The following is a 25,353-nucleotide window of genomic DNA, read 5'->3' on the forward strand; positions in this document are numbered from 1 at the left end:
AAGAGGGCCAGGGGGACGGTGAGTGCGAGGCGCTCGAGGATGAGGTCGAGCACGGGGGAGCTGTAGGCGTAGGAGTCGCCGAGGTCGCCGGTGAGCAGACCTGCGATCCAGTGCCAGTAGCGGGTCCAGGCGGGCTGGTCGAGGCCGAGCTTGGTGGCCAGGGCGGCGACGGCTTCGGGTGCGGCGTCCGGGCCCATGAGCATCTGCGCGGCATTGCCGGGCAGGATCTCCAGGACCAGGAAGACGATGATGGAGGCGCCGATCAGCGTGCCGATCAGCGTGGCAAGGCGCTTGATTAGGAAGAGGCTCATCTCTGGGTGTTCATCGCTTTGCTGTTGTTCGTGGCGGTTCTGTCCGGGGCGCGTGCACAGGACAGCGGGTACTTCCCTCCGCGAATGTCCCCCGGCCTTCGGCCTCCTCCTTGATTTCGCTGCGGGAAGCACCCACTGCCCTGTGCACGGGAGGCGCTGCGGTGGTGCCGGCGGTTCAACAACGGTGGCGTCCAGGCGCGCGTCGATGGGGTACTCCCTGCAGCGAAATAAAGGAGGAGCCGAAGGCGGGGGACATTCGCGGAGGGGAGTACCCCGTCGGCGCGCGCCCGCCCCGACCCACGCACCTCATCCAAGGCGCGACGGACCGTACGGCAGGCGCGAGAACTCATGCCGAGATGCACTCGGCGATCGCACGCCCCACGTCGACGGTGTTGGCGGTGCCCCCCATGTCGCGGGTGCGCGGACCTTCGCTGAGCACGGTCTCGATCGCCGAGAGCACGGCGGCCGAGGCTTCGGCGTAGACCGGGTTGTCGCCGCCGAGGTGGTCGAGCATCAGCGCGGCCGACCAGATCTGGCCGATGGGGTTGGCGATGCCCTTGCCCGCGATGTCGGGGGCCGAGCCGTGCACGGGTTCGAACAGCGAGGGGAACTTGCGTTCGGGGTTGAGGTTGCCCGAGGGTGCGATGCCGATGGTGCCGGTGCAGGCCGGGCCCAGGTCCGACAGGATGTCGCCGAACAGGTTGGAGGCCACCACCACGTCGAACCAGTCCGGGTGCTGCACGAAGTGCGCGCACAGGATGTCGATGTGGTACTTGCTCGTCGCCACGTCGGGGTAGCGCTTCGCGATCTCGGCCAGGCGCTCGTCCCAGTAGGGCATCGTGATCGAGATCCCGTTCGACTTGGTCGCGGCCACCAGGTTCTTGCGCTTGCGGCGGCTCGCCAGCTGGAACGCGTAGTCGATGATCCGGTCCACGCCCGTGCGCGTGAACACCGCTTCTTGGATCGCCATCTCGCGCGGCGTGCCCTCGAACAGGCGGCCGCCGACCGAGGTGTATTCGCCCTCGGTGTTCTCGCGCACCACCAGGAAGTCGATGTCGCCGGGCTGGCGGTGCGCCAGCGGGCCGGGCACGCCCGGCATCAGGCGCACCGGGCGCAGGTTCACGTACTGGTCGAACTCGCGGCGGATCTTGATCAGCAGGCCCCACACCGCGATGTGGTCGGGCACCTTGTCGGGCGCGCCCACCGCGCCGAAGTAGATCGCGTCGTGGCCCTGGATCTTGTCGTCCCAGTCGGCCGGCATCATCAGGCCGGTGCGCACGTAGTGGTCCGAGCCCCAGTCGAAGTGGTCGAACGAGAAATCGATGCCGAAGCGGCGGCCCACGGCGTCCAGCACGCGAAGGCCCTCGGGCATCACCTCGACGCCGATGCCGTCGCCGGGAATGACGGCGATCCTGTGTTTTGCTTGCATTTGATCCAGTACCCGGTTGATGAGGGACGGCGCGGGGCGCCCGTCGTGCGGGGCGTGCGCCTGCCGCGTCGGAGTCTAGGACTGGATCGGTGGGGCGGGATCGGGAATGGCACGTACGCCGGCTTGCCAATATTGGAAGGGGCGGCGGCGGGTCTTTCCAGGGAGATCGGCAACGGATCGCGCGCGTTGCAGCGCTTGGCCTTCCAAAAATTAGAAGGCTGGAGGTCGCGTCGGCGGCCCTGCGACACGGTCGCGACACGCTCGCGTGCCAGCGCCACGCGAGCGCGCTCCCGCCGCGCGCCCACGCAAAAGCAGGCGCGTCGCGCGGCGCGGGTTCGGGAGGCGAGAGGGAAGCGGATCAGCCGGCTGCGACGGTGCAGCGGTCGCGTCGAACGCGAGGGGAACTGGGAGAAAGAGAGAGGCGGGGAGCGGGAGGGAGGGAAACGGAAAACGAAAAGGCGCGGAACCGTCGAATCTCAGTTGCTGCTGCTGCTGCTCTTGTCGAGCTCGGTGACTTGCAGCGACAGATCGAACAGCTTGGACTTGCTGGCGTAGTAGCGGTCGAGGCGCCATTCCTTGAGGATGTCCATCGCCAGCTGGAAGCTCTTGTAGTCGAGGCTGTAGAGCGTGACGAGTTCGAAGCTGTGTTCGGATTCGAGGGCCAGCACGAGCTGGGCGAGGATCTTGGCCGATTCGTTGGCCGGGTCCGTTTCGATGAATCGGCGAGCGACCTTGATGGCATTCATGGGTGAAAAGTTTCTCGGTAAGGCAGGAGCCGAGAACTATAGCTAGCAGCCCCCAAGGCTTTTATGACAATTCTGTGACATTGCGGGGCATCGAATTGCAGGCCTGCAGAACCTCGCCAAGAGGGAAAACACCCGGATTTCGGAGCTTCGGGGCGGTTTTTCGCATGAAAAGGCGCCCCGAAGGGCGCCTCGTGGCGGATGCCGATGGCGATCAGCGGATCGGCTGCGGTGCCGGGTAGGGCATCGGCGCGGCCGGATAGGCGGCCGGCGGCACCATCACGGGCTCGGGCGCGCGCATCGCCGGGGCCACCGGATAGGGCGCGGGGGCCGGCATCACGACCGTGGTGACCGACTCGCGGATCACGCCGCCGCCCATCACGCTGCCGTCGACCGCGGCGCGGGTGTTGCCTTCGCCGCCGAGCACGCGGGCTTCGCAGTCGGCACGGTCGCCCGGCGGTTGCAAGGCACAGCGCTGCAGCGCATTGCGGCGGTAGTCGGGCGCGGCGGTGAGGCCGCCGCGTGCCGCTTCCTGGCGCGCCGCGCCGGCTTCGCGGATACAGGCCGCGCGGTCCTGCTGGTTGTGGCCGCAGACGGCCAGCTCGCGTTCGTAGGTGGCTTCGCCGCGACGCGATTGCGCGCTGGCGCTGCCGGCGCTGGCCAGGGCGCCGAGTGCCACGAGGGCGGCGACGGCGCCGCGGGTGAGGAGAAGACGCTGGTTCATGGTGGGCTCCTTGAGATCAGCCGATGAAGAGGACGAGGGGTCAGCGCGCCGGTGCCGGCTGCGCGGGCAGCGGCGTCACGGTCTCGCGGATCACGCCGCCGCCCATCACGCTGCCTTCGGTGGTGGTGCGGCCGGCGCCCGCGCTGCCGCGGATGCGCGCTTCGCAGTCGGCGCGATCGGCGGCCGGTTGTTCGCGGCAGCGCGCGAGCGCATTGGCGTCGTAGCCGCCGGGACCGGCGCTCGTGAGGCCGTTGCGGCCGGCTTCCTGCCGTGCCGCGCCGGCTTCGCGCAGGCAGGCCGCGCGGTCCTGCTGCACGCCGTCGCAGGTGGCGCGCTCCTTCTGCATGCGCGCCTCGGAACCGGGGGCCTGGGCCTGCGCACCGAGCGCGACCAGGCCGGCCGCGAGCGCGAGGATGCGAAGGGAACGCAGCGGCCGCATCGGGCGGCGGGTCGGGATCGTTCCCGGGTGGACTGTTGGGGTCATCGTGCCTCCTGAAAGGACGCGACTTCCTCGAGAGCGAGGCAGTGCGCGACTGGAGGCCCAGTGTCCGGCCGCGCGGCGCGCGCGGCCTGTGGGACGGCACAGATTGCGGACCCGGCGGGACGCGCCCCTGCGTGTGGGACGAATCCCGCAGCCGCGGGACCCGGCCCGTGTGCTCAGCCTTCCGCGATGCGCTTCGCGAGGTGAGCGAGCGCTTCGTCGACCTGGTCGACCAGGATCAGCGAGAGGTCGCCGGGCTGCAGCCGGGCCAGCGCGGCGTCGATGGCGATGAACTCGCCGCGGATCTCGTCGATCTGGCGCGTGCGGGTCGCGCCCTGCAGGCCCTGGCGCAGCAGGCCCATCACCTCGCCGTCGGCGCGGCCGCGCTGGGCCGCGTCCTGGTAGAGGATCACGTCGTCGAAGGCCTGGCCCAGGATCGCGGTCTGGTCGCGGATGTCGGAATCGCGCCGGTCGCCCGCGCCGCTGATGACCACCGAGCGCTTCTTCGCGGGCATGGTGTCCACGGCCGAGACCAGCGCGCGCATGGCGTCGGTGTTGTGGCCGTAGTCGGCGATCACCGTGGCACCGCGGTAGTCCATCACGTTGAAGCGGCCGGGCACGCCGGCGGCGTCGTTGAGGAAGCTCGCGAGGCCGCTGCGGATGGTGTCCCAGTCCAGGCCCACGGCCCAGGCCGCGGCCACGGCGGCCATCACGTTGTCGACCTGGAAGCCGATGCTGCCGCCGCGCGTGATCGGCACGTCGCGCAGCGAGATGCGTTCGCGCCACGAGCCCTCGGCGGCCACCACGGTGTCCTGGTCGACGTAGACGGTGCGCTTGCCCTGCGCGCGGTGCGTGGCCATCACCGGATGCTGGCGGTCGGCGGCGAAGAAGATCACCTCGCCCGGGCAGTTGGTGGCCATCGCGGCGACGTTGGGGTCGGCCGCGTTGAGCACGGCGTAGCCGCCCGGCGCCACGTTGCGCACCACCACGCGCTTGAGCACCGCGAGGTCCTCGACGGTGGTGATGTAGTTCAGGCCGAGGTGGTCGCCGCTGCCGATGTTGGTGACCACGGCCACCGAGCAGCGGTCGAAGCCCAGGCCCTCGCGCAGCACGCCGCCGCGCGCGACCTCGAACACGGCCGCGTCCACGTCGGGATGCAGCAGCACGTTGCGCGCGCTCTTCGGGCCGCTGCAGTCGCCGCTGTCGGTCTGGCGGCCGTCGACGTACACGCCGTCGGTGTTGGTCATGCCGGTGCGCAGGCCGCTGGAGGCGACGATGTGGTTGATCAGCCGCGTGGTGGTGGTCTTGCCGTTGGTGCCGGTGACCGCGATCACCGGGATGCGGCCGTCGTCGCCATGGGCGAACAGCGCGTCGACCACCGCCTCGCCGACCGCGCGGCCGCGGCCGAACGAGGGCGAGATGTGCATGCGTAGACCCGGCGCGGCATTGACCTCGACGATGCCGCCGTGCTGCTCCTCGAGCGGGCGCAGCACGCTCTCGCAGACCACGTCGACGCCGCAGATGTGCAGGCCGACCATCTGCGCCGCGTCGACCGCGCGCGCCGCCACCTCGGGATGCACGGTGTCGGTCACGTCGGTGGCGGTGCCGCCGGTCGAGAGGTTGGCGTTGTTGCGCAGCACCACGCGCTGGCCCAGCGCGGGCACGCTGTCGGGCGTGAGGCCTTGCGCCTCGAGCCGGCCGACGGCGATGTCGTCGAGGCGGATCTTGGTCAGCGAGGTGGCATGGCCCTCGCCGCGGCGCGGATCGAGGTTGACCGTGTCGACCAGCTGGCGCACGGTGGCGCTGCCGTCGCCGATCACGTGCGGCGGATCGCGCCGCGAGGCGGCCACCAGGCGGTCGCCCACCACCAGCAGGCGGAAGTCGAAGCCCGGCAGGAATTTCTCGACCATCACCTCGCCGTGGGCATCGGCGGCCGTGTAGGCCGCATCGAGCTGTTCGCGCGTCGTGATGTTGACGGTCACGCCCTTGCCCTGGTTGCCGTCCTGCGGCTTCACCACCACGGGCAGGCCGATCTCCTGCGCGGCGGCCCAGGCATCGTCCATGTCGGTCACCGGGCGGCCCAGCGGCACCGGCACGCCGGCGGCGTTGAGCAGCTGCTTGGTGAGTTCCTTGTCCTGCGCGATCGATTCGGCCACGCCGCTGGTGCTGTCGACCTCGGCGGCCTGGATGCGGCGCTGCTTCGAGCCCCAGCCGAACTGCACCAGGCTGCCGCTGGTGAGGCGGCGGTAGGGGATGCCGCGCGCCACGGCGGCGTCGACGATGGAGCCGGTGCTCGGGCCCAGGCGTTCCGATTCGTCGAGGTCGCGCAGCTCGGTGATGGCGGCGGTGGCGTCGAAGGCGGTGCCGTTCTGCGCCGCGGCGATCAGCGCCTCGGCCAGCTCGAGCGCGCGGCGGCCGACGGCCTCCTCGGTGTATTGCACGACCACCTGGTAGACGCCTTCTTCCAGCGTGGGCGAGGTGTGGCCGAAGTTGACCGCGCAGCCGGCCTGGGCCTGCAGCGCCACGGCCGCGTTCTCCAGCACGTGGGCCAGCGCCAGCGGCTGGCCCAGCACCATCGGGTGCAGCTCGCCGATGGTCGGGAAGGCCGCGCGCAGGCGGTCCTCGAAGCCGGCCAGCCGGCCGATGGCGTTCTCGTCGCCTTCGCAGGCAACGACCGCCTCGATGGCGGTGTGGCGGCTCCAGAGGTTGGGGCCGCGAAGGGCGCGGGTGCGGGTGACTTTCATGGGGCGGCGCGGTTCTTCTGGGGTATCGGCGGGTGCCCCGCGAGAACGCGGGGGACCGGATGGATCAGGCGAGCTGGAGTTGGGGCGAGGGCTGGCTCTGCGAGAGCTGCAGCGAGGCCAGTGCCGCCTGCAGGTCGGCCTCGAAGGCTTCGATGCCCGCGCCGATGAGGTTGAGCGGAATGCCCAGCGCCCAGGCCGCGGCCACGGCGGCCAGCAGGCTCTCGAGGCTGACGCCGGCATGGGTGGCGCGCCACACGGTGAGGCGGCCCAGGCCCGGCAGGAACGATTCGCTGGTGCCGTTGGCCAGCACCACGCGGTCCTGGCGGATCAGCACCGCCTTGCCGCCGGCGGCCTGGTGGGCCGTCAGCGACGCGGCCTGCGCGTCCACGCTGTAGAGGATCACGGCGCCGTCGCACAGCGGGGCCAGGCCGGCCACGCGTTCGTCGTCGGCATTGAGCACCGCGGTGCCCTCGGGCAGCACCACGTCGACCTGGGTGCGCAGCACCTTGACCATGTGGTCGCTCTCGCGGATGTCGAAGTCGCCGAGCTGCTCGAAGCCGCCGAGGTCGGTCACGATGCCGACCTCGCAGCGGTCGTAGGGCAGGCCGTCCTGCAGGATGGTGCGCGCGCCGTTCTCGATCACCACGGCCTGCACCTGGCGGTTCATCAGCAGGCGGTGGCCGGCTTCCCAGTTGGCGCTGTCGCGCGCATCGACGCGGCGGCGCTCGAGGAACAGGCCGTCGCGGCAGGCCAGGCCGGTGTGGCGGCCGCCGAGGCCGACCAGCCAGGCCACCAGGCGGGCGATCACCGCGTTGTCGCGCGAACCGGCCACGCCCACCACGGGGATGCGGCCTTGCGAGTCGTCGGGGAACAGGTGGTCGCAGATCGCGCGGCCCACCGGGCGCGGCGAGCCGACGGCCGGCTTCAGGTGCATCAGCAGGCCGGGGCCGGCGTTCACCTCGACGATGGCGCCGCCCTGCGGGCCGAGCGGCTTGGAGATGTCCTCGCAGACCAGGTCGATGCCGGCGATGTCCAGGCCGACCACGCGCGCGGCCAGCTCGACCATGTGCGCGACCTCGGGATGGACGCTGTCGGTGCAGTCGATCGCGACGTTGCCGTTGCGCTGGATCAGCACGCGGCGGCCGGCTTCGGGCACCGATTCGGGCACCAGGCCCTGGCGGCGCAGGTCCGACAGGATCGCGCCGTCGCGCGCGCCGAGGAACGACAGCGGGAAGTCCTCGGTGTCGCCGCGGCGCGGGTCGCTGTTGATCTGCAGGTCGATGAGTTCGCTGCAGTCGGACTTGCCGTCGCCCGTGACCCAGACGGTCTCGCCGCGCGCGGCCGCCACCATGCGGCCGCCGACCACCAGCACGCGGTGCTCCTCGCCGCGGATGTAGCGCTCGACCAGCACTTCGCTGCCGTGGCGCTCGGCCACCGAGAAGGCGGCCTCGATGTCCTCGCGCTTGGTCAGGTCCAGGATCACGCCGCGGCCATGGTTGCCGTCGGAGGGCTTGACCACCACCGGCACGCCCATCTCCTCGGCCACTTCCCAGGCCTCGGCCGGGCTGGCGACCGCCTGGCCGCCGGGCACCGGGATGCCGCAGCCCGCGAGCAGCGACTTGGTCAGCACCTTGTCGCTGGCGATCGATTCGCCGATGGCGCTGGTGTAGTCGGTCTCGGCGGTCCAGATGCGCTGCTGGTTGGCGCCGTAGCCCATCTGGACCAGGTTGCCGCTGTTCAGGCGCATGTAGGGGATGTCGCGGTCGATCGCGGCATTCACGATCGCCTCGGTGCTCGGGCCGAGGTAGCAGTCGTCGACCTTCGACTTGATCGCCTCGATCGCGGCCTGCACGTCGGCCGGGCCGATCGGGTCGTCGTTGATCGCGGCCATCATGATGCGGTGGCCTTCGGCCAGCGCCACCCGCGCCACCTGCTCGTCACGCGAGCGGAACACCATGCGGTAGGTGCCCGAGACCGAAGTCTCGCGGGTCTGGCCGAAACCGGTGGCCATGCCGGCCAGGTTCAGAAGCTCGATCACCACGTGCTCGAGCACGTGGCCCGACCAGGTGCCTTCGCGCAGCCGCTGGATGAAGCCGCCGCGCTCGCCGACGCCGCAGTGGTGCTCGATCAGCGCCGGCAGCAGGGTCGTCAGCCGGTCGCCGAAGCCTTCGATCTTGTTGGAGGGGAATTCCTCGAGCCGGCCGAGGTCCAGCCAGACTTCGAGCACCGGGCGGTAGGTCCAGATGCTCGGGCCGCGCAAATAGTTGATGCGCAGCAGGCGAATGTCGTCGAAACGGGTCATGCAAACGTTCGATGTGCTTTGGCCGAGCACCGCGGCGCCTTCAAGCGCGCCCATGGCGATCGGTCAGAATCGGCGCCCCGCGAAGGGCGTCATGGCGCGGTCCCAGCGGGCCGCGACGGGCAAGAGTCAAAGAAACACAATGCAACATCACGATCCAGTCGGCACCCAGGAGGGCGAAAACGAAGCGGTTTCAGAGGCTCTGAAAAGCCGGCTCGCAGTCGCGGAAAACGTTCTGGCAACACTGTCGGTTGACCTCGATGAAGAACTTCGTTTCAGTTTTGGCCTGGTGGCGCTCACCGACCAGCGGCTGCTGGCGCTGGAGCCCGGCGGCAAAGGCGTCTGGCGTGAGTGGTCGCTCGCCGACCCGGCGCTGGCGCTGCAGCTGAGCGACCAGTCGGGGGTCGGCCTGCTCGACCTGGTCGGCGGCGAGGGCCGGCTGGCGCGCTGGCGCTATACCCTGGCCAGCCAGGTCGCCGCGCTGCGCCTGCTGCGGCTGTTCGGCCAGCGTGCCAGCCATGCCGGCGGTGTCGCGCGCGCGACACCCGAGGCCGAGGCCGACGAGGTCGACACCGAGCTCCAGACCCCGCCCTCGACCTGGGTGCTGCTGCGGCTGGGCCGCTTCGCCCGGCCCTATCGCAAGCAGCTGATCGCCGGCTTCTTCCTCACCGTGCTGTCCACGGCCGCCACCCTGGTGCCGCCGTACCTCACGATCCCGCTGATGGACGACATCCTGATCCCGTTCCAGAACGGGCAGAAGATCGATCCGATGCGCGTGGGCCTCTACCTGAGCGGCCTGCTCGGCGCGGCGCTGGTCGGCTGGGGCCTGGGCTGGGCGCGCACCTACCTGCTGGCGCTGGTGTCCGAGCGCATCGGCGCCGACCTGCGCACCACCACCTACGAACACCTGCTGACCCTGCCGCTCGACTACTTCGGCGGCAAGCGCACCGGTGACCTGATGGCGCGCATCGGCTCCGAAACCGACCGCATCAACGTCTTCCTGTCGCTGCATGCGCTCGATTTCGCCAACGACGTGCTGATGATCGTCATGACGGCGGCGATCCTGATCTCGATCAATCCGCTGCTGGCCGTGGTCACGCTGGTGCCGCTGCCCTTCATCGCCTGGATGATCCACGTGGTGCGCGATCGGCTGCGCACCGGCTTCGAGAAGATCGACCGCGTCTGGTCCGAGGTCACCAACGTGCTGGCCGACACCATCCCCGGCATCCGCGTGGTCAAGGCCTTCGCCCAGGAGCGCCGCGAGGCCGAGCGCTTCCGCGCCGCCAACGCCTACAACCTGCAGGTCAACGACAAGCTCAACCGCACCTGGTCGGTGTTCACGCCCACCGTGTCGCTGCTGACCGAGATCGGCCTGCTGGTGGTCTGGGGCTTCGGCATCTGGCAGGTGGCGCGCGGCAGCATCACGGTGGGCGTGCTGACCGCCTTCATCGCCTACATCGGCCGCTTCTACACGCGCATGGACTCGATGAGCCGCATCGTCTCGGTGACGCAGAAGGCCGCGGCCGGCGCCAAGCGCATCTTCGACATCCTCGACCACGTGAGCAACGTGCCCGAACCCGCGAACCCGGTGAAGGTGGAGCGGGTGCAGGGCGCGATCGCGATGCGCGGGCTGGGCTTCCGCTACGGCTCGCGCGCCGTCATCCACGACCTCGACCTGCGCATCGAGCCCGGCGAGATGATCGGCCTGGTGGGCCACAGCGGCTCGGGCAAGAGCACGCTGGTCAACCTGATCTGCCGCTTCTACGACGCCACCGAGGGCGCGATCGAGGTCGACGGCACCGACATCCGCCGCTTCGCCGTGGCCGACTACCGGCGCCACGTCGGGCTGGTGCTGCAGGAGCCCTTCCTGTTCTTCGGCACCATCGCGCAGAACATCGCCTACGGCAAGCCCGACGCCACGCGCGAGGAGATCGTGGCCGCGGCGCGCGCCGCCCATGCGCACGACTTCATCCTGCGCCTGCCGCACGGCTACGACTCGCTGGTGGGCGAGCGCGGCCAGGGCCTGTCGGGCGGCGAGCGCCAGCGCATCAGCATCGCGCGCGCGCTGCTGATCGACCCGCGCATCCTGATCCTCGACGAGGCCACCTCGGCGGTCGACACCGAGACCGAGAAGGAGATCCAGAAGGCGCTCGACAACCTCGTGCAGGGCCGCACCACGATCGCGATCGCGCACCGGCTCTCGACCCTGCGCAAGGCCGACCGCCTGGTGGTGATGGACCGCGGCGAGATCGTCGAGGTCGGCCCGCACGACGCGCTCATGGCCAAGCAGGGCGCCTACTGGCGCCTCTACCAGGCGCAGCTGCGCCAGGGCGACGACGACGCGAGCGAAGGCGCGGCCAACGAGCGCGTGGGCGCGCAGGGCATCCCGGTGAGCCATGCGGCGCATCCGGCGGGAGACGCATGATGGAAACGACGACGATCACCCCGCCCGGCTTCGGGCTCGAGCGCGATGCCTTCGGCCGGCTGGTGCTGACCGATGCCCAGGGCCAGCGGCACGTGGGCGTCGCGCCGGTGCGGGCCTTCCCGCTCAGCGCGCCGGGCGAGGGCATCTCGCTGGTCGGTGGCGAGGGCCGCGAGCTGGTCTGGATCGACCGCGTCGATCAGCTGCCGCCCGCGGCGCGCGCGCTGCTCGAGGAAGAACTCGCGGTGCGCGACTTCGCGCCCACGCTGCTCAAGCTGCATGCCGTGTCGAGCTTCGGCGTGCCCAGCACCTGGACCGTGAGCACCGACCGCGGCGACACCCGCTTCGTGCTCAAGGCCGAGGAGGACATCCGCCGGCTCGAGCACGGCGCGCTGCTGATCGCGAGCGCGCACGGGGTGCAGTTCCGCATCGCCGACCTGAAGGCGCTCGACCGCGCGTCGCGCAAGTTGCTCGAGCGCTTTCTCTAGGTCAGCGAGAGCCTATCCAACGCAGCGCTGCCCCGCCCGCCGTCGCCGCCACGCCGCTCGCGAAGGTGCCCCAGGCCATGTCGAGCAGCGACAGGCCCAGCGGCCAGCCCTTCATGATCGAGAGGTTGGTGAGGTCGTAGGTGGCGTAGGCGAACAGGCCGAGCAGGGCGCCCAGCAGCGCGGTGCGCGCGAGGCTCGCGGCCTCGGCGCCGGGCAGCACCGCGAAGAACACCAGGCCCACCGGGTACAGCAGGTAGAACAGCGCCGCGAAGCCCAGCTTCGGCTCGGAGGCCATCAGGTGGCCCAGCCCCTGCTGGTAGAGGTTCTTGGCGATCACGCCGAGCCAGAGCGAATCGATCAGTGCCATCACCAGGAAGGAGGCGGCCCAGGCGGCGAGGTGTTTGGTGGTCATGGCGGCGGTGCGGATGGGTGGGGTGTCGCGGCCATCGTAGCGAGGCCCGGGGGCCGCGGGTAGCGCCGGCGGCGCGGACTGCGAAAATCGCGCGTTCGGACTACAGCTCCGTCGTTCCCGCGCACCGATGCGCCTTGCCATCCATTCCTCGAGCCCATCATGCCCCTGCACACCACCGCCCTCGTCCTGTTCTCCGGCGGGCAGGACTCCACCACCTGCCTGGCCGATGCCCTCTCGAAGTACCAGCGCGTCGAGACCCTGGGCTTCGACTACGGCCAGCGCCACCGCGTCGAGCTCGACGTGCGCGCCGGCATCCTGGCCTCACTGCGCGAGCGCTTTCCCGACTGGGCGCCGCGCCTGGGCCAGGACCACGTGCTCACGCTGGCGGCACTGGCCCAGCTCGGCGGCTCCTCGCTGACCGAGGAGGTCGCGTTCGAGATGCAGGCCGACGGCCTGCCCAACACCTTCGTGCCGGGACGCAACCTGCTGTTCCTCACGCTGGCCGGCGCGCTGGCCTACCGGCGCGGGCTGCAGGTGATCGTCACCGGCGTCTGCGAGACCGACTTCTCGGGCTACCCCGACTGCCGCGACGACACCATGAAGGCGATGCAGCTCGCGCTGTCGCTGGGGCTGGAGCGCCGGCTGGTGATCGACACGCCGCTGATGTGGATCGACAAGGCCGAGACCTGGCAGCTCGCGCACCGCCTCGGCGGCCAGCCGCTGGTGGACCTGATCGTGGAGGAGACCCACACCTGCTACCTGGGCGACCGCACGCACCGGCAGGCCTGGGGCTATGGGTGCGGCGAGTGCCCGGCGTGCGAGCTGCGCGCCCGGGGCTGGGCGCGCTATGCCGAGCCGGCCGTGCCCGGCACCACCTCCACGCGGTAGCGCGCGGGCGCGCCCTCGGCTTCGGGCACCAGCGTCCAGCGCTGGGTGTGGAACTCGCCGACCGCGGCGCGGTGCGCGATCGAGACCATCGCGCCGCCTTTCTCGCGCACCATCCCGGCCAGCCGCTGGTAGAGCGTGCGCTCGGCCGGCGCGTCGAGCGCGCTGCTGATCTCGTCGGCGAAGATCCAGCGCGGCTTCTTGAGCAGCACGCGCGCGATCGCGAGCCGCTGCTGCTCGCCGCCCGAGAGCTTCTGGCCCCAGGCGTCGCTGTCGTCGAGGCGTGCCACGAGGTCGGGCAGCAGCGCATCGGCCAGGGCCTGGCGCAACTGGTCGTCGCTGAAATCCGTCGACGGGTTGGGATAGGTCAGGGCATCGCGCAGCTTGCCGTCGGGCACGTAGGGACGCTGGGGCATGAAGGCCACGTCCTCGGGCACCTCGAGCCGGCCCTTCGAGAACGGCCAGATGCCCGCGAAGGCGCGGAACAGCGTCGACTTGCCGCTGCCCGAGGGGCCTTGCACCAGCACGCTGTCGCCGGGCTGCACCGACAGGGCGGCGCCGCTGAGCAGCGGCGTGCCGTTGGGCAGCGCGACCGACAGGTCCCGCGTGCTCAGCGCCGCGGCCGGCGCGCGCTCCAGCGTTTCGGGGCGCGCGGCATGCGCGGTCATGCCCTCGTCGAAGCTCGAGAGACGGTCCGCCGTGGCGCGCCAGACGGCCAGGCTGTCGTAGTTGTCGACGAACCAGCTCAGCGACTCCTGCACCTTGCCGAAGGCCGAGCCGATCTGCATCAGGTGGCCGAGCTGGAAGGCGCCGCCGAAGTACTGCTGCCCCGCGACGAGGAACGGAAAGATCACGGCCGCCTGGCCGAAGAAGGAGGTGAAGGTGAGGAGGTTCTTCTGCTGCTTGATCAGCAGCAGGTAGTTGCGCAGCACGTTGCCGAAGCGCGTGTCGAGCTGGGCGCGCTCGACCTTCTCGCCATGGTCCAGCGCCACCGCTTCGCTGTATTCGCGCACGCGCATCAGGTGGTGCCGGAAGTCGGCCTCGTAGCGTTGCTGGCGGAAGTTGATCCCGATCAGCGGGCGGCCGATGAAGTGCGTGATCGCGGTGCCCACGATGGAATAGGCGAGCGCGATCCAGACCATCGCGCCCACCACCTGGTAGGTGGTGCCGCTGAAGGTGAACGAGAAGTTGCCCGACAGGCCCCAGAGCAGGCCGATGAAGCTCATCAGCGTGACGACCGCGTTCAGCAGGCCCATCGACAGCGACATGGTGGCGCTGGTGAACATCTGCACGTCCTCCTGGATCCGCTGGTCGGGGTTGTCGGGCGCCTGGCCTTCCTTGCCGGCGTAGCGCGCCAGCTCGAGGTGGTAGAAGGTCCGGTCGGCCATCCAGCGCGACATGTACTCGCGCGTCATCCAGGTGCGCCAGCGCAGCTGCAGCAGCTGCGTCACGTAGAACTTGAGCACCTGCACCGCGATGTTGAAGAAGGCGATCCAGCCGAACACGCCGACCTCGCGCCAGAAGCTCGCCGCATCCTTGTTCTGCAGCGCATCGTAGAAGCGCCCATACCACTGGTTGCCGAGCACCGCCACGTACACGTAGCCCAGGTTGAGCGCGACGATGGTCGCGAACATGAGCCGCGCCTTCCATTTCTCGTCGGACCGGAAGTAGGGCGCCGCGAGCTTGAAGACGCGGCGCAGCACCTGCAGGAAGGTCTGGGCGCGTTCGTTGACGGTGGGGGACATGCTGGCTTTCCTCGCTGGCGCAGGCGCGCCGGTCATCGTGAGGAGGCCATAGTAGACAAATGTTTCTTAAACCGGGCTGAAACATGCCGGCACGGCATGCGACCGGCCTGCGTCGCCCTCAGTAGGTGTCCAGCATCACGCGCGCCGCGGTCGCCAGGAAGTGGGCCAGCGGCGGCGTCTTCAGGCCCTCGACCTTCGCCTCCTCGTCCCACAGCCGCAGCCGGATCGCATCGCCCGACCACGGATGGTCGGCGAAGCGCCGCGCGGCCGCGTCGTTCATCGGCCCGCCCTGCAGTTGCAGGCTGCGCACCGAATCGGGCGAGAGCCGCGCGAAGTAGTCGGGCCGGGTCGCGCAGAGGTAGCGCTTGGCATCCACGTGCAGCCGGATCGGTTCGCGCACCTCGAGGCCGAAGGCGCCGCGCAGCAGCGGCAGCGCGATGTACTGGTGGCGGTCGTCGATGCCGAGCTCGGTCGGCGAGCGCTCGAGCGTCTGGTGCTCGGTGATCAGCATGTGGCCCAGGTCGTGCAGCAGCGCGGCCGTGACCAGTGCGTCGCCGGCCCCGGCCTGCTCGGCCAGCCAGGCGCATTGCAGCGCGTGCTCGGTCTGCGACACCGGCTCGCCCGCATAGGCGACGCCGCCGCGTTCGGCAAAAAGGCGGGCGATCTCGGCGAGGTCGAGTGTCATTGTTCTGAAACGAAGCGCGGGCGACAGCACACCGAAGTTCGCGTATCTCGATGACAAGGCCGTGACCGCCCGTGCGAGCCCGGTCGCGGGAAGGGTTTTGGCATGCCCCAACGCATGCGTTTGACAAATCCCTGTCACACGCCGCTGCCAGCATCGCCGCGTCCACGGCAGGCCTGCGCCACCGTGTTGCGTTTTCGTTTTTCTCCCGTTTTTCGCTCCAATTCTTTCCCGAGGGATCTCACCATGCTGCGTCGTTGTCTTCGCTGGGCCGCCGTGCCCGCCCTGCTTTCGCTGGCCTTCGCCGCCACCGCCCAGGGCCGCACCGAGCTGCTGGTCTATACCGCGCTCGAGGCCGACCAGGTGCAGGCCTACAAGGCCGCGTTCGAGAAGGAGAACCCGACCATCGAGCTGAAGTTCGTGCGCGACTCCACCGGCATCGTCACCGCCAAGCTGCTGGCCGAGAAGGCCAACCCGCAGGCCGACGTGGTGTGGGGCCTGGCCGCCACCTCGCTGATGCTGCTCGACAAGGAAGGCATGCTGCAGCCCTACGCGCCCAAGGGCCTCGACGCGGTGAAGCCCACCATGCGCGATCCGGCCAACCCGCCCAAGTGGGTCGGCATGGACGTGTGGTCCTCGGCCATCTGCTTCAACACCGCCGAAGCGACCAAGAAGAACCTGCCCAAGCCCACGAGCTGGGCCGATCTGACGAACCCGGTCTACAAGGGCCAGATCACGATGCCCAACCCGGCCGCCTCGGGCACCGGCTACCTGATGGTCTCGGGCTGGATCCAGATGATGGGCGAGGACAAGGCCTGGAAGTACATGGACGCGCTGCACCAGAACATCGGCATCTACAGCCAGTCGGGCAGCAAGCCCTGCCGCCAGGCCGGCGCCGGCGAGTTCGCGCTCGGCATGTCCTTCGAATACCGCGCCAACAAGACCAAGCGCGACGGCGCGCCGATCGACATCGTGCTGCCCAAGGAAGGCCTGGGCTGGGACATGGAAGCCACCGGCATCATCAAGACCAGCAAGAAGCAGGACGCCGCCAAGGCACTGGCCGACTGGGCCGTGACGAAGCAGGCCAACGAGCTCTACGCGAAGAACTTCGCGGTGCTCGCGCTGCCGGGCATCCAGGAAAAGCTGGAATTCGTGCCGGGCGACGTGGAGAAGCTGCTGGCCAAGAACGACTTCACCTGGGCCGCCGCGAACCGCGACCGCATCCTGGCCGAGTGGTCCAAGCGCTACGAATCGAAGTCCGAGAAGAAGCCGATGTGAGGGGCTGACGGCTCTTCGCATTCCTCTTTCCTTTTTTCTTCTTCTCTTCCAGCAGGCAGCCGCGCATGACGACGAGCTTTCTTTCCCTCCGCGGCATCGGCAAGTCCTTCGGCGCGACGCGCGTGCTCGACGGCATCGACCTCGACATCGAACCGGGCGAGTTCGTCTGCCTGCTCGGCCCCTCGGGCTGCGGCAAGACGACCTTGCTGCGCATCGTCTGCGGCATCGAGCGCGCGGACCACGGGCAGATCCTGCTCGGCGGCCAGGACATCGCGGGCCTGCCGCCGGCGGCGCGTGGCTTCGGGGTGGTGTTCCAGTCGTATGCGCTGTTCCCCAACCTGACGGCGGCGCAGAACATCGCCTACGGCCTGCATCCGACGGGCGCGCTGGCGCGCGAGATGGCCAAGCGTTCGCGCGAGATGCTCGACCTGGTGGGCCTGGCGGCGCATGCCGACAAGTACCCGGTACAACTCTCGGGCGGCCAGCAGCAGCGCGTGGCACTGGCCCGCGCGCTCGCGCCCAATCCGCGCCTGCTGCTGCTCGACGAGCCGCTGTCGGCGCTCGACGCGCAGGTGCGCGCCAGCCTGCGCACCGAGATCCGCGCGCTGCAGAAGCGCCTGGGCATCGTCACCATCATGGTCACGCACGACCAGGAAGAGGCGCTCTCGATGGCCGACCGCGTGGTGCTGATGCACGACGGGCGCATCGAGCAGGCCGGCACGCCCGACGAGCTCTACCGCCAGCCGCGCACGCGTTTCGTGGCGGGCTTCGTGGGCCGCATGAACATGCTGCCGGCCACGGTGCTGGCCGACGGCAAGGTGCGCGTGCGCGACGCCGAGCTGTTCTGCGCCCCCGGCAACCTCAGCGTGGGTTCGCAGGCCACCGTGGGCATCCGTCCGGAGCATGTGGTGGTGAAGCGCTTCGGTGCCGAGCTCGGCGCCAACAGCTTCGCGGCCCGTCTGCTCGACACCGAGTTCTTCGGCAACCGCACCGCCGCGCGCCTGGCCTGCGAGCCGCTGGGCATCGAGATCGAAGCCGAGCTGCCGGCCGATGCGCAGGGCCATGGCGGCGAGCCGCTGGTGCCCAGCAGCATGGTGCATATCCAGCTGCCCTTGCATGCGTTGTCGGTGCTGGCGCATTGAATGACGCCTTGCGCTCTGGCTCTCGATAGGGTCCGCTCGGGGCGGACTCACGCCGACGGGGTACTCCCCTCCGCGAATGTCCCCCGGCCTGCGGCCTCCTCCTTTATTTCGCTGCGGGGAGTACCCCATCGACGTGAGTCTGGAGCAGGTCGGTTGAATCGGCTGGCACCACCGCTGCGCCCACGTGCACAGGGCAGTGGGTGCTTCCCGCAGCGAAATCAAGGAGGAGCCGAAGGCGGGGGACATTCGCGGAGGGAAGTACCCGCTGTCCTGTGCACGCGCCCCGGACACACAAAATGAGCAGCACCCCCGAAGCCATCGCCATCATCCCTGTCACGCCGATACGCGCCAGCGCCGTAGACCGCGAACGCTGGCTCACCGGCGCCGCCGTACTGCTCGTCGTCGCACTGCTGCTGGTCATCGTCGCACTGCCCGTAGGCGCACTCGTCGGCCAGAGCTTCTTCGACCGCGAAGGCGGCTTCGTGGGCCTGGCCAACTTCGCGCGCTACCTCGACAACCCCGCCCTGGTCCAGTCGGCCTTCAACAGCCTCTGGCTGGCCGCGATCAGCGCCGTGATCTGCACCGCCATCGCCTATGTCTATGCCTACGGCCTCACGCTGTCGTGCATGCCGGCCAAGGGCTTGCTGCGCGCGGTCGCGCTGATACCGCTGCTCGCGCCCTCGCTGCTGCCCGCCATCAGCCTGGTCTACCTGTTCGGCAACCAGGGCCTGTTCAAGGGCCTGCTCGGTGGTGCGTCCATCTACGGCCCGCTGGGCATCGTGCTGGGCTCGGTGTTCTGGACCCTGCCGCATGCGCTGCTGATCCTCACCACCGCGATGGCGACCTCCGACGGCCGCCTCTACGAGGCCGCGCAGACCCTCGGTGCCTCGCGCTGGCGCATGTTCCGCACCGTCACCTTGCCGTCCACGCGCTACGGGCTGATCGTGGCCGCGATGGTGGTGTTCGTGCTGGTGATCACCGACTTCGGCGTGCCCAAGGTGGTGGGCGGCCAGACCGGCGTGCTCGCGACCGACATCTACAAGCAGGTGGTGGGGCAACAGAACTTCCAGATGGGCGCGGTGGTGGGCTTCGTGCTGCTGATCCCGGCCGTGCTGTCCTTCCTGGTCGAACGCCATGTGCGTCGCAAGCAGGCCGCCGCGCTGTCGGCGCGCGCCACGCCCTACCAGCCCGAGCCCGTGCGCACGCGCGACCGCGCGCTGCTCGTGTTCTGCGCGCTCACGGCCTGCGCCATCCTCGTGATGATCGGCATGGCCGTGTTCGCTTCGCTCGCCACCTACTGGCCGTACCAGCTCGCGCCCTCGTTCAAGAACTACGACTTCAGCAACATGGACGGCGGCGGCTGGGGCAGCTACTTCAACTCGCTGCGGCTCGCGGTCTGCGCCGCCGTGGCGGGCGCGCTGCTCACCTTCGTCTCGGCCTATCTGGTCGAGAAGCCGCGCCACTTCGGCCTGCTGCGCGAGCTGCTGAACCTGCTGGCCAACCTGCCGCTCGCCGTGCCGGGCCTGGTGCTCGGCGTGGGCTACATCTTCTTCTTCATCTCGCCCTCGAACCCGCTGCGCGCCATCTACGGCAGCATGACCATCCTCGTGGTCTGCACCGTGGCGCATTTCTTCTCGGTCGCGCACCTCACTTCGCTGACCGCGCTGCGCCAGCTCGACCGCGAGTACGAGCTGGTCTCCGAATCGATGGGCATCCCGTTCTGGCGCACCCTGTGGCGCGTGCACCTGCCGGTCGCGCTGCCCACGGTGCTCAACGTCGGCGGCTACTTCTTCGTCAACGCGATGACCACCGTCTCGGCCGTCGTGTTCCTCTATTCGCCGCAGACCACGCTGGCCGCCATCGCCGTGCTCAACATGGACGATGCCGGCGACGTGGCGCCCGCCGCGGCCATGGCCTCGCTGATCATGCTCACGGCCGCCGCCGGCCGCGGCCTGTTCGCGCTGGCCGGCCACTGGGCGCTCGCGCGCACCCAAGCCTGGAGACACCGTTGACCGCCGCTCCCAATTCTTCCTCCTTCGATGTCATCGTCGTCGGTGCCGGCATCGTCGGCCTCGCGCACGCCTACACCGCCGCCAAGCGCGGCCTGCGGGTCTGCGTGGTCGAGCGCGACGCCGCCTGCATCGGCGCCTCGATCCGCAACTTCGGCTTCATCACCGTGACCGGCCAGGCGCCGGGCGACAGCTGGCGCCGCGCCATGCACTCGCGCGACGTGTGGCAGGAGATCGCGCCGCAGGCCGACATCGACATCGTGCACCGCCACCTGTGGCTCGCGGCCTACCGGCCCGAGGCGCATGCGGTGCTCGAGGCCTTCATGCGCACGCCCATGGGCGAGGCCTGCCAACTGATCGATGCCGCCGAGGCCCAGGCCAAGGCGCCCGCGCTGCACCTGGCCGAGGCGCGCTCGGTGCTGTTCAGCCCGCACGAGCTGCGCGTGGAGTCGCGCACCGCGATCGCCCGGCTCGCCACCTGGCTGGCGCGCGCGCACGGCGTGACCTTCCGCTTCGGCGAGGCCGTGCTCGAGGTGCAGACGCCGCGCGTGCGCACCTCGCGCGGCGAGCTGCATGCCGAGCGCGTGGTGGTCTGCACCAACAGCGAACTGCACGGCCTGTTCGCCGATCGCATCGCCGCCCACGACCTCACCCTGTGCCGGCTGCAGATGCTGCGCGTGCAGCCCGAGGCCGGCTTCCGGCTGCCGGGCGCGGTGATGATGGACCTGAGCCTGGTGCGCTACGAGGGCTACAGCACGCTGCCCGAGGCGGCCGCGCTGCGCGAGCGCCTGCAGCAGGAAGAGGCCGCTTCGCTCGCGCACGGCATCCACCTGATCGTGGTGCAGAGCGCCGACGGTTCGCTGGTGGTCGGCGATTCGCACCACTACGCCGCCGCGCCCGAGCCCTTCGCGCTGGAGGAGGTCGACCGCCTGATCCTGCGCCACCTGCGCAGCACGCTCGACCTCGAGAGCGCGCAGATCGTCGAGCGCTGGAACGGCGTCTATCCCTCCTCGAAGACCACGCCCTGCGTGATCGACGCGCCCGACGACGCGACCCGCGTGGTGCTGGTCACCAGCGGCACCGGCGCCAGCACCGGCTTCGGCATCGCGCACGACGTGTTCGCCGGCTGGTGATCCCTTTTCATTCACGCGAGTCCTTCTTCATGTCCGCCACGCATTCCTCCAGGCTCCAGGCCGTCGTCTTCGACTGGGCCGGCACCATCCTCGACTTCGGCTCCTGCGCGCCCATGGGCGCCTTCGTGAAGCTGTTCGAGCAGTTCGGCATCGAGATCACCATCGCCGAGGCGCGCGGCCCGATGGGCATGGCCAAATGGGACCACATCAAGGCGCTGGGCTCGCAGCCGCGCATCGCCGCGCAGTGGGAAGCGAAGCACGGCCATGCCTTCAATGATGCCGACGTCGACCGGCTCTACGAGGTGTTCACGCCGATGAATGCCGCCAGCGCGCGCGACCATGCCGACTTCATCCCGGGCGCGCTCGACGCCGTGGCCGCCGCGCGTGCGCGCGGCCTGAAGATCGGCTCGACCACCGGCTACAACCGCCCGATCATGGAGGTGGTCACGGCCATCGCCGCGCAGGGCGGCTACGTGCCCGACAACCTCGTGTGCGCGGGCGACCTCGCGGCCGGCCGGCCTTCGCCGCTGATGATGTACCGCTGCTTCGCCGACCTCGGCGTGTGGCCGGCCCATACCGTGGTGAAGGTCGACGACACCGGCGTGGGCCTCGAGGAAGGCCTGAACGCCGGCACCTGGGCCGTGGGCCTCGCGGTCAGCGGCAACGTGATGGGGCTGACCCTGGCCGAATGGCAGGCGCTCGGCGCCGACGAGCAGCAGGCACGCCGCGAGCAGGCCACCGAGCAGCTGAAGGCGGCCGGTGCCCACTACGTGATCGACAGCGTGGCCGAGCTCATGCCGGTGCTCGACGACATCGAGCGCCGCCTCGCGGCCGGCGAGCGGCCCGCGCGCTGAGTTCCGTTTTCACGGCGGCGCGATCGGGCCCGCGTCCGACTTGACCGACCATGGAGCGGGCCTAGCATGCCCGCCATGCGACACCTCTTCCTCGCACTCTGCTGCTGCCTCGGCCTGATGGCCGCCGGCTGCGACGACAAGCCCAGGCCGGGCGGTCCGATGCCCAAGGCCTCGGCCGCGCAGCCGCTCGTCGCGCCGTCGCTGGCCTGACGCGCACCGGCGCATGGCGGCGCCGCCGACGCGCGGCGCGGGGCGCTCGTGCGCCAGCGCGGCTTGCCTTGTATGCTCGACCTCGCCGTCTTCCCGACGGACGCATGCAAGACAAGAAAGAGAACGATGACGGAGACGCTCGCCGCACGCCACCCCTCCCACCAGCCCGATTCGCGCTATGCCATGGTGCGGCTGGGCCTCACGCTGCTGATCATGACGGTCGGCAGCAGCGGCATGTACGTGGTGTCGGTGATGCTGCCCTCGGTGCAGGCCGAGTTCGGCATCGACCGCGCGCAGGCCTCGCTGCCCTACACGCTGCTGATGCTGGGCTTCGGCATCGGCGGCGTGCTCATGGGCAAGCTGGCCGACCGCTTCGGCATGATGTGGCCGCTGCTCGGCGGCGCGGTCTGCCTCGGGCTCGGCTACGTCGCCTCGGGCCTCGCGGGCGGCATCGTCTCCTTCACCATCGCCCAGACCCTGCTGGTCGGCCTGCTCGGCAGCTCGGTGGCCTTCGCGCCACTGGTGGCCGACACCTCGCTGTGGTTCGTCAAGCGGCGCGGCATCGCGGTGGCGATCTGCGCCAGCGGCAACTACGTGGCGGGCGCCGTGTGGCCGCCGATCGTGCAGCACTTCATCGAGACCGTGGGCTGGCGCCAGACCTACATCGGCATGGGCCTGTTCTGCAGCGTCACGATGGTGGCGCTGGCCTTCTTCTTCCGCGCGCGTGCGCCGGCGGCCGTCGCGGCACCGCCCGTTGCCGGTCCCGGCGGCGCCGCGGTGCGCAACCTCGCGCGCCCCTTCGGCTTCAGCGCCGGCACGGCGCAGGGCCTGCTGTGCGTGGCGGGCGTGGCCTGCTGCGTGGCGATGGCGATGCCGCAGGTGCACATCGTGGCCTACTGCAGCGACCTCGGCTTCGGCGCCGCGCGCGGCGCGCAGATGCTCTCGCTGATGCTGGCCTTCGGCGTGGTGAGCCGGCTGGTGTCGGGCGCCATCTGCGACCGCATCGGCGGGCTGCGCACGCTGCTGCTCGGCGGCGCGCTGCAGTGCGTGGCGCTGCTGCTGTTCCTGCCCTTCGACGGCCTGGTGCCGCTGTACGTGGTGTCGGCGCTGTTCGGCCTGTTCCAGGGCGGCATCGTGCCCTCGTACGCGATCATCGTGCGCGAGCACTTCCCGGCCTCCGAGGCGGGCGCGCGCGTGGGCACGGTGCTGATGTTCACGCTGTTCGGCATGGCGCTCGGCGGCTGGATGTCGGGCAAGGTGTTCGACCTCACGGGCAGCTACCACGCGGCCTTCCTCAACGGCATCGGCTGGAACCTGGTCAACGTCTCGATCGCGGCCTTCCTGCTCTACCGCGTCATGGGTCGCGGCCGCCGCGTCGCGCCGGCCTGAGCCAGCGCCCGGGCGGCTGGAGGCGGCAGAGTATATTCAAGCCACAATCCCACCGAGCCGACCCCCGATGCCCGCCTCCAAGCCCACCGCCCGCCGACCCGAGGTCCGTCCGCGCGCGCGCCGTGCCGCCCATGCGGAACCGGCGTTGCGCGACGAGGCGCAGGGCGCGCGCGCCGACACGCTGACCGACCAGGTCTACCAGCGGCTGCGGCAGTCGCTGATGACCGGCGCGCTGCTGCCCGAGCAGGTGCTGACCGTGCGCGGCGTGGCCGAGAGCCAGGGCGTGAGCCTGACGCCGGTGCGCGAGGCGGTGCAGCGGCTGGTGGTGGAGCACGGGCTCGAGGTGGTCAACGGCCGCACCATCCGCGTGCCGCGCCTCGACGTCGAGACCTACCGCGAGATCCTCAAGATCCGCATGGAGCTCGAATGCCTGGCCGCCAAGGAGGCCGCGCCGCGCATCTCGAACGACGAGATCGAGCGCCTCGACGGCGTGGTGCAGGCGCACCTGGCGGCCATCCAGGCCGGCGACGCCCATCGCACCCTGCTCGAGAACACCGAATTCCATCTCTCGATATATCGAGCCTCGGGCCAGGCCATCCTGATCCGCATCATCGAGAGCCTGTGGCTGCGCGTCGGCCCCACGCTCAACCTGCTGTTCCCGCAGTACTGCGGCAGCCTCACAGGGCACGAGACGCATCTGACGGCCATGGACGCCCTGCGCCGGCGCGACGGCGACGCGCTCGGGCAGGCGATGCGCGACGACCTGACGCACGGCTCGCGCTACCTGATCCGTCTGCTCAAGCCCTGAAAAAGCGGCTGGCGCGGGTTTCTGCGTAGACAGAATATATTCTGATCGCCTAAAGTGCGGCCAAGGCCTCGTTGCCGGGGCTCCAGTTCCTTCGTCTGTTCGAAGAAAGGCCGTCGCATGAAGTTGAATCTCTCCCGCCGCGAGTTCCACCTGGCCAGCGCCCACATGCTGCTGGCCTCTTCCGCCGGCTCGCTGCTGCTCGGGGCCTCGGGCCCGGCCGCCGCGCAGTCGCGCTCGGTCAAGCTCGGCACCTTCGGCGCCATCGACGCGCAGAACTACATCCGCGCGAAGAACATGGCGGCCAAGACCTTCGGCGCCGGCACCAGCGCCGACTTCGTGACCGTGCGCGCGGGCTCCGAGGTGATCGCGGCCATGGCCGGCGGCAGCCTCGACATGTGCAACATCGGCTCCAGCCCGATGATGGTCGGCTACGCCAACGGGCTGAAGGCCTCGATGGTCTACGTCTACAAGAACATCGTCGACAGCGAATGCCTGGTGGTGCAGGGCAACTCGGGCATCACCACGGTGGCGGGGCTCAAGGGCAAGAAGATCGGCCTGCCGTTCAACACCTCGGTGCACTTCGCCGCGGTGGCGGCGCTCAAGACCGCGGGCATCGGGCTGGCGGACGTGCAGCTCATCAACATGCGCGCCGACCAGATCGCCTCGGCCTGGCAGCGCCGCGAGATCGATGCCAGCTACATCTGGGTGCCGGTGCTGCCGCGCCTGACCGAGGATGGCGGCAAGATCATCTTCAAGACCGGCGACCTCAACAAGAACAACCTGCTGATCTTCGACGGCCTGCTGGTGCGCGACGAGTTCAAGCAGAAGTCGCCCGACCTGGTGCTGGCCTTCCTCAAGGACTACGAGCAGATCGCGCGCACCTTCAAGCAGGAACCGAAGGAAGTGGTCGAGACCATGACCAAGTTCCTCAACGTCGACGAGGCCGCGGTGATGCGCTCGCTCAACACCTTCTACCCGGTGCCCGCGCGCGAGCAGCTGCAGAGCCACTGGATGGGCAAGCCCGGCGAGAAGGACACGGGCGTGCTCAAGACCTTGCAGACGCAGGCGCAGTTCCTCCTGGAGTCGGCGCAGATCTCGGCCATGCCGAAGGACCTGAGCGGGCTCGTCGATTCGAGCTTCGTCGCCAAGATGGCCGCCTGAGGCC

Annotated in this window: 21 protein-coding genes and 1 pseudogene; 12 read left to right on the forward strand and 10 right to left on the reverse strand. The window is 69.9% G+C overall.

The genetic code is table 11. From position 1 onward, the window contains the following. The 7 genes and pseudogenes from BM109_RS38785 to cphA (BM109_RS38815) all read right to left on the reverse strand — a co-directional run. Window positions 1–311 (reverse strand): annotated as a pseudogene (locus BM109_RS38785) (ABC transporter permease); the annotation flags it as partial. Between the two features lie 346 nt (window positions 312–657). After that, window positions 658–1,740 (reverse strand): tartrate dehydrogenase, encoded by a 1,083-nt coding sequence (locus tag BM109_RS38790; RefSeq protein WP_093355354.1) that lies wholly within the window; start codon window positions 1,738–1,740, stop codon window positions 658–660. A gap of 476 nt (window positions 1,741–2,216) precedes the next feature. Further along, a complete protein-coding gene (locus tag BM109_RS38795; protein ID WP_093355358.1) occupies window positions 2,217–2,486 on the reverse strand; it encodes a hypothetical protein in 270 nt (89 codons plus the stop codon). 211 nt (window positions 2,487–2,697) lie between these two features. Beyond that, window positions 2,698–3,207: a hypothetical protein gene (locus BM109_RS38800; RefSeq protein WP_093355361.1), complete on the reverse strand. Its 510-nt coding sequence runs from the start codon at window positions 3,205–3,207 to the stop codon at window positions 2,698–2,700. Window positions 3,208–3,247: 40 nt separating this feature from the next. After that, complete coding sequence (locus BM109_RS38805) at window positions 3,248–3,646, reverse strand: hypothetical protein (RefSeq protein WP_093355364.1); 399 nt, start codon at window positions 3,644–3,646, stop codon at window positions 3,248–3,250. Between the two features lie 218 nt (window positions 3,647–3,864). Further along, window positions 3,865–6,432, reverse strand: coding sequence for a cyanophycin synthetase (gene cphA / locus BM109_RS38810; RefSeq protein WP_093355368.1), 2,568 nt, complete (start codon window positions 6,430–6,432; stop codon window positions 3,865–3,867). Window positions 6,433–6,496: 64 nt separating this feature from the next. After that, entirely contained in the window at window positions 6,497–8,734 is a 2,238-nt protein-coding gene (gene cphA, locus BM109_RS38815; protein WP_256223074.1) for a cyanophycin synthetase, read from the reverse strand. Between the two features lie 139 nt (window positions 8,735–8,873). On the opposite strand from cphA (BM109_RS38815), the gene BM109_RS38820 reads away from it, so the two are divergent. Further along, window positions 8,874–11,156, forward strand: a complete 2,283-nt coding sequence (locus tag BM109_RS38820; protein ID WP_093355374.1) for a cyanophycin metabolism-associated ABC transporter — start codon at window positions 8,874–8,876, stop codon at window positions 11,154–11,156. Continuing rightward, complete coding sequence (locus tag BM109_RS38825; protein ID WP_093355377.1) at window positions 11,156–11,641, forward strand: cyanophycin metabolism-associated DUF1854 family protein; 486 nt, start codon at window positions 11,156–11,158, stop codon at window positions 11,639–11,641. Before BM109_RS38820 ends, BM109_RS38825 begins: the two co-directional genes overlap by 1 nt. Before the next feature lies 1 nt (window position 11,642). On the opposite strand, the gene BM109_RS38830 is transcribed toward BM109_RS38825, so the two are convergent. Next, window positions 11,643–12,053: a DUF2177 family protein gene (locus BM109_RS38830; protein WP_093355380.1), complete on the reverse strand. Its 411-nt coding sequence runs from the start codon at window positions 12,051–12,053 to the stop codon at window positions 11,643–11,645. Window positions 12,054–12,212: 159 nt separating this feature from the next. Between BM109_RS38830 and queC the strand changes: the two genes are divergently transcribed. Next, window positions 12,213–12,941, forward strand: coding sequence for a 7-cyano-7-deazaguanine synthase QueC (gene queC / locus BM109_RS38835; protein ID WP_093355383.1), 729 nt, complete (start codon window positions 12,213–12,215; stop codon window positions 12,939–12,941). Here the strand turns inward: queC and BM109_RS38840 are convergent. Together BM109_RS38840 and BM109_RS38845 are read right to left on the reverse strand one after the other, a co-directional pair. After that, window positions 12,899–14,683: an ABC transporter ATP-binding protein/permease gene (locus BM109_RS38840; protein WP_093355386.1), complete on the reverse strand. Its 1,785-nt coding sequence runs from the start codon at window positions 14,681–14,683 to the stop codon at window positions 12,899–12,901. The two genes, queC and BM109_RS38840, sit on opposite strands and share 43 nt — an antisense overlap. Window positions 14,684–14,801: 118 nt before the next feature. Continuing rightward, window positions 14,802–15,368: a phosphonate degradation HD-domain oxygenase gene (locus tag BM109_RS38845; RefSeq protein ID WP_093355388.1), complete on the reverse strand. Its 567-nt coding sequence runs from the start codon at window positions 15,366–15,368 to the stop codon at window positions 14,802–14,804. Window positions 15,369–15,611: 243 nt separating this feature from the next. Between BM109_RS38845 and BM109_RS38850 the strand changes: the two genes are divergently transcribed. The 9 genes from BM109_RS38850 (at window position 15,612) to BM109_RS38885 (ending at window position 25,349) form a co-directional block, all read left to right on the forward strand. Continuing rightward, complete coding sequence (locus tag BM109_RS38850; protein ID WP_093355391.1) at window positions 15,612–16,643, forward strand: putative 2-aminoethylphosphonate ABC transporter substrate-binding protein; 1,032 nt, start codon at window positions 15,612–15,614, stop codon at window positions 16,641–16,643. A gap of 65 nt (window positions 16,644–16,708) precedes the next feature. Further along, complete coding sequence (locus tag BM109_RS38855) at window positions 16,709–17,785, forward strand: ABC transporter ATP-binding protein (protein WP_093355393.1); 1,077 nt, start codon at window positions 16,709–16,711, stop codon at window positions 17,783–17,785. 296 nt (window positions 17,786–18,081) lie between these two features. Next, window positions 18,082–19,797: a putative 2-aminoethylphosphonate ABC transporter permease subunit gene (locus tag BM109_RS38860; RefSeq protein ID WP_093355396.1), complete on the forward strand. Its 1,716-nt coding sequence runs from the start codon at window positions 18,082–18,084 to the stop codon at window positions 19,795–19,797. Continuing rightward, window positions 19,794–20,927, forward strand: coding sequence for a TIGR03364 family FAD-dependent oxidoreductase (locus BM109_RS38865; RefSeq protein WP_093355398.1), 1,134 nt, complete (start codon window positions 19,794–19,796; stop codon window positions 20,925–20,927). Before BM109_RS38860 ends, BM109_RS38865 begins: the two co-directional genes overlap by 4 nt. 29 nt (window positions 20,928–20,956) lie before the next feature. After that, entirely contained in the window at window positions 20,957–21,781 is an 825-nt protein-coding gene (gene phnX, locus BM109_RS38870) for a phosphonoacetaldehyde hydrolase (RefSeq protein ID WP_093355401.1), read from the forward strand. A 75-nt stretch (window positions 21,782–21,856) separates the two neighbouring features. After that, window positions 21,857–21,991, forward strand: a complete 135-nt coding sequence (locus BM109_RS41740) for a hypothetical protein (protein ID WP_256223075.1) — start codon at window positions 21,857–21,859, stop codon at window positions 21,989–21,991. 126 nt (window positions 21,992–22,117) lie between these two features. Beyond that, the gene (locus tag BM109_RS38875) at window positions 22,118–23,380 is read left to right on the forward strand and encodes an MFS transporter (RefSeq protein ID WP_093355403.1); all 1,263 of its coding nucleotides are present in this window, start codon (window positions 22,118–22,120) and stop codon (window positions 23,378–23,380) included. A 67-nt stretch (window positions 23,381–23,447) separates the two neighbouring features. Beyond that, entirely contained in the window at window positions 23,448–24,188 is a 741-nt protein-coding gene (locus tag BM109_RS38880; protein WP_093355406.1) for a GntR family transcriptional regulator, read from the forward strand. Window positions 24,189–24,305: 117 nt separating this feature from the next. Continuing rightward, window positions 24,306–25,349, forward strand: coding sequence for a taurine ABC transporter substrate-binding protein (locus BM109_RS38885; protein ID WP_093355408.1), 1,044 nt, complete (start codon window positions 24,306–24,308; stop codon window positions 25,347–25,349). Window positions 25,350–25,353 lie beyond the last annotated feature (4 nt).

Origin of the sequence: Variovorax sp. PDC80, assembly GCF_900115375.1 — a bacterium.
Taxonomy (GTDB): Bacteria; Pseudomonadota; Gammaproteobacteria; order Burkholderiales; family Burkholderiaceae_C; genus Variovorax.